The sequence below is a fragment of the Paenibacillus sp. 01T442 genome (assembly GCF_056398345.1).
The window spans coordinates 1-2,966 of sequence record NZ_JBFTPF010000171.1 but is presented as its reverse complement, the minus strand read 5'-3'; the positions used below and the strand labels follow the sequence as shown (position 1 = coordinate 2,966).

General features: G+C 45.9%; 2 protein-coding genes and 1 pseudogene. 1 reads left to right on the top strand and 2 read right to left on the bottom strand.

The genetic code is table 11. From position 1 onward, the window contains the following. Positions 1 to 198, bottom strand: a pseudogene (locus AC1DLM_RS35075) (hypothetical protein); the annotation flags it as partial. A gap of 131 nt (positions 199 to 329) precedes the next feature. Between AC1DLM_RS35075 and AC1DLM_RS35070 the strand changes: the two are divergent. Further along, positions 330 to 1,493: a M20 family metallopeptidase gene (locus tag AC1DLM_RS35070; protein WP_441992394.1), complete on the top strand. Its 1,164-nt coding sequence runs from the start codon at positions 330 to 332 to the stop codon at positions 1,491 to 1,493. Here the strand turns inward: AC1DLM_RS35070 and AC1DLM_RS35065 are convergent. After that, the gene (locus AC1DLM_RS35065; protein ID WP_477572587.1) at positions 1,427 to 2,743 is read right to left on the bottom strand and encodes an MDR family MFS transporter; all 1,317 of its coding nucleotides are present in this window, start codon (positions 2,741 to 2,743) and stop codon (positions 1,427 to 1,429) included. The genes AC1DLM_RS35070 and AC1DLM_RS35065 overlap by 67 nt on opposite strands. Positions 2,744 to 2,966: the final 223 nt, after the last annotated feature.

The following is a 2,966-nucleotide window of genomic DNA, read 5'->3' as shown; positions in this document are numbered from 1 at the left end:
GTGCAAAACAATCTGTACAATCTCTCCCTCGATATTGCAAATCACAAGAATCGATGGATCTAATAAGCCTTCTGGAAGCTCTTCTCCCTCTTCCAACTGGATGCCTAAATAAACATCCCGCCACTGACCGCGGCTTTCCTCTTCAAGAAAACACAAGCTAAATCGGTGTTCCTCATGTTCGGCTCCATATTTCATCATGGTCGATCCCTCCAGTTTCTCCTGTTCATCAATGATCCTTTTATAACCTTTATGTCTTTGCATTTGGTAGTTCTCGCTTCTATATACTACAATGGAGTTAAGAACCATTCAACAAAGGAGCATACTCGCCTATGAAATCTATGATCGCACAAACCATAGAAAGCAATGCCGCAAGATTTAAAGACATCTCTCGCTTTATTGGGGCAAACCCCGAGCTTGGACATGAAGAATTCCTTGCATTTGCTCGATTAACCGAAGAACTAGCCTACCATGGCTTCGCAATTGAACGCGGTGTTCTAGATATCCCTACCGCTTTCATCGCGACTTATGACTCTGGCCAACCAGGTCCTGTCGTTGCGTTCATGGCTGAATACGATGCCCTTCCTGAGCTCGGTCACGCCTGTGGCCATCATCTGATCTGCATGATGAGTATCGGGGCTGCAATCGGCCTCAAATCCGTCATAGCCGAAACTGGCGGCAGCATACGCGTCTACGGAACGCCAGCCGAAGAAACGAAAGGCGCCAAAGTTCCAATGGCTGCTGCAGGGCTATTCAAAGACGTCGATATCGCACTCATGGCACACCCTTACTATACGCATGAAAAATCAGGGGAATCGCTCGCGATGGATGCGATCGAATATGAATTCTTTGGCCGCTCCGCACATGCTGCAGCACAACCTTATGAAGGCATTAATGCCCTTGACGCAGTTTTACAGCTCTTCAACAGCATCAATGCGCTGCGCCAACAGCTCAAGACAGATGCCCGTATTCACGGAATCATCAGCGAAGGCGGGAAAGCACCTAACATCATTCCCGATTATGCCGTTGCTAGATTTTACGTCCGCTCAGCTACACGTACGTACACGAATGAGCTCGTCCAGAAAGTCCTTCGCTGCGCAGAAGGCGCTGCACTTCAAACCGGCTGCACGCTGAAAACATCTTTCTACGAGTACTCTTACGATGAGCTCCGTACGAATGAAGCTTTGTCGAACGTGTTCACCGATCAATTGTTCGAGCTTGGCGTCCAACCGAAGGAAATCGAAATTGGCAAAGATCACGGTTCTCTAGATCTCGGCAATGTATCGACCCAGTGCCCCACCATTCACCCATTCGTGAAAGTCGTTCATGAGCGACATTTGCTTCATACCAAGGAATTCCGTGATCTCGCCATGACTGAACCAGCTTTAGACAGCATGCTCTTCACAGCCAAGGCTTTAGCCTATACGGCTTATGAAGTACTGTCCAAACCAGCTTTATTAGCTTCCATAAAAGAGGAATTTGCCGCTGCGAAATGACCGTTCTTCCGCTCTTCTAGCTGTGCTAGAATGGAGTAAAACATCATCATTCCTATCACACCGCTGAATGCAATCAATGAAGCCATAAGCCAAGAAGACAACATGCCGCCTAAGATAACGCCAAGACCACCTAGAAACGTAGCTCCTCTATATACCATGCCATATAAGGCCATATAGGAGCTGCGTGCATGGTCTGGTGCCAGGTTGCCAAGATACGCTTGCTTAATCGGAACATACATCAGTTCTCCAACGGTGGCAATCAACATCGACAGTAAAAGTAAACCAGGCTGATTGCTGTAAGCAAGATAGCTGTACCCCGCTATATAGCAGGTGTAGCCAATAAACAGGACTCGGCGATCAGAAAACCTTCGCATCAGGCTCCCCATAAAGACCGATAGAACAACCACGAGTACTGTATTCTCCGTTCGTATAAACCCTAACATTTTGAAGCCGTCAATTCGCCACRCATCACTTACCCATGGAAGGAAAGGCGAATCCACCAACTCTTTCCCTAAGCGAACAGCCACATAGTTCCCCAAATGGAACTCCACCGAAACCAACAATAAGGAAGCTATTGTAAAAATCAGAAACGTTTTATCTCGCAGAACCATACGGTAATTTGCCCAAATAGAAGGGCTTTTCTTCTTCGTTGTGCTAGGCTTCCCACTTGTAGGCGACTTATAATCATCCTGAATATAGACATAAGTAATAATTCCCGTTATCAAACCGATCACAGAGAGGGCAATAAATAGTTCAAATAGATACGATTTAAAGAAGAATGCACCCGCCATACCCGCGATGGCAAACGATAAATTATTCATCCAGTACATGATGGCATACATAAATTTACGTTCTTCTGGAGCGGTAACATCTAATAGCATTGCTTCATTGGCAGGTCCATGGATCCCCCAGAAAATGCTGACAATTATCATGAGCAGGAAGGTGAAGCCTGCAGACTCCAGCCATGGTGAGTTCACTGCCKCCATGAGAGCGAAACAGAGCATCCAGCCCATCTCCGCGGCGAGCATAAGCTTTTTCCGGCCAAATCGATCCGAGTAATAACCACCTATGATCCCTGCCACAACACCAGCCATAATGCCCAGAATAACAACCAATCCAGCCAGTGTGTCCCCTAATTTTCCCGAGAAATAAATCGACATAAAGGGAAGCACCATATTGTTCGCTGTACCCGATAGGAAGGATAGACCAATTCTTAATWTCACATTACGATGAAAATCCCGAAACCTCATGCTGTCTCTCCCCTTCTCTACAACTTTTGAAAATGGATCAATACTACTCTTTCAGTTGATTGACCATAGTTCAATTAATAAGAAAAAAGAAACCATTACGGTTTCTCATTACTACGTAAGAATAAGCCCACGCCAACCAATAGTAGACAACCAGCTAAAAGCTGCATCGTCGTAATCGTTTCACTCRGCAAAAAATACGCTAGAATAGATGCTAGAATAGATG

Bases quoted from the DNA above. Each gene is read 5' to 3' on its own strand.
- AC1DLM_RS35070 (WP_441992394.1), top strand. From the start codon at position 330: ATGAAATCTATGATCGCACAAACCATAGAAAGCAATGCCGCAAGATTT.